Consider the following 1251-nt stretch of genomic DNA (forward strand, 5'->3'; position numbering starts at 1 on the left):
CCCAACTGCTCGGCTGGGGCCGGGCTCCGGGCCCCAGCCGAGCAGTTGGGCCTGCCAGCCGTCCTTCACCGCGGCCCAGGACGGGCACTGCAGAAAGCCGGGGCCCAGGGCGGAGCCGGTGCGGGATGCCAGGAAGGCGTGGTACACCTCGGGGCTGATGGGCCCCAGCCAGGCCTCCTGCTGACGAGGGCTCGCCGTCACGAGCAGCGCTGACACTGCGCCTCCTCGGGTGCCGTTGATAGGAACGCGAGGAAGATTCACAGCCGCCCGTGACCGTGCCGAGCGGCGGATGTGACCGGACCATGACCGTTCCTGTGCAGTCCCTGTCACACAGTGGCCGAGCCTGTGCTCTTGCCCGTACGCATGTCGAAAGGCCAGGTCAGACGCGATGTCTGACCTGGCCTCGGGAGGGGTCGTGCGGTTACGGTCCGTCAGTCGCGCACGGCGACGTACGGGGTCGAACCCGGCTGATCGAACTCGGCCACGGTCCCCGACGTCCAGATCCGGCCCTGTTCATCGGTGTCCGCCCCGACGAGCATTCCGGCGCCGGGCGGCCGCTCCCCACGGACCAGGCGACCGCCGTTGTCCAGGGTCAGGACGTAGTTGCCGTTCGGGTCCACCGACGGCTCCCGCGTCGTGCCGACGATCACCGGCTGCCCGTGGCGGTCGAAGGTGATCCCGCGCAGTTCGGCGGTCTCCTTCGGCGTGGGCACCTCCGTCCAGCTGCCGTCGACGAACCTCAGCGCAACCGGCCGCCGCCACAGCTCGTCGTCCTCGATGAGCCCGACGGCCCACAGCTCGCCCGGCTTCCGCTGCTCGATGTCGTAGAGGTAGAAGGTCTTGTCGTCGAGCTGGGCGGGGAGCCGCTGGCGGGTCCAGGCCGTCCCGTCGAAGTGCGCTACCCCCTTGGACCCGAGCAGCCACACATCGTCGTCGGCGAGCGGCAGGACGTTGATCGTGGAGCCGACGGCCGCGTCGGCCGGGATCTCGACGTTCCGCCAGGTCCCGTCGGGGTCCCTGGTCTTCAGCAGCTGATCCTGATAGCCCCCCGGCTCGTCGTTGAAGAGGCCGCCGCCGGCCCAGACCGTGCCCTGGGGCGAGACGGCGACCGCGTGGAAACCGCCGCGCGCGCCGTCCGGCAGGGGCACGTCCTCAACGTTCCAGGCGGTGCCGTCCCAGCGTTCGACGATCGGCACGTCGCCGTCGCCCTGGGAGCCCACCGCCCAGGCCTCGCCGCCGGAACCGGCCGCG

1 protein-coding gene and 1 pseudogene are annotated in these 1251 nt (G+C 71.3%); both read right to left on the bottom strand.

The window, feature by feature from the left end:
• Positions 1–216 (bottom strand): annotated as a pseudogene (locus CCN51_RS52025) (peptidoglycan bridge formation protein FemAB); the annotation flags it as partial.
• A 215-nt stretch (positions 217–431) separates the two neighbouring features.
• On the bottom strand, positions 432–1251 hold an 820-nt coding region (locus tag CCN51_RS55610), incomplete at its 5' end, for an NHL repeat-containing protein (RefSeq protein WP_483883490.1).

The sequence above is a fragment of the Streptomyces milbemycinicus genome (assembly GCF_002154605.1).
Classification (GTDB): Bacteria; Actinomycetota; Actinomycetes; order Streptomycetales; family Streptomycetaceae; genus Streptomyces; species Streptomyces milbemycinicus.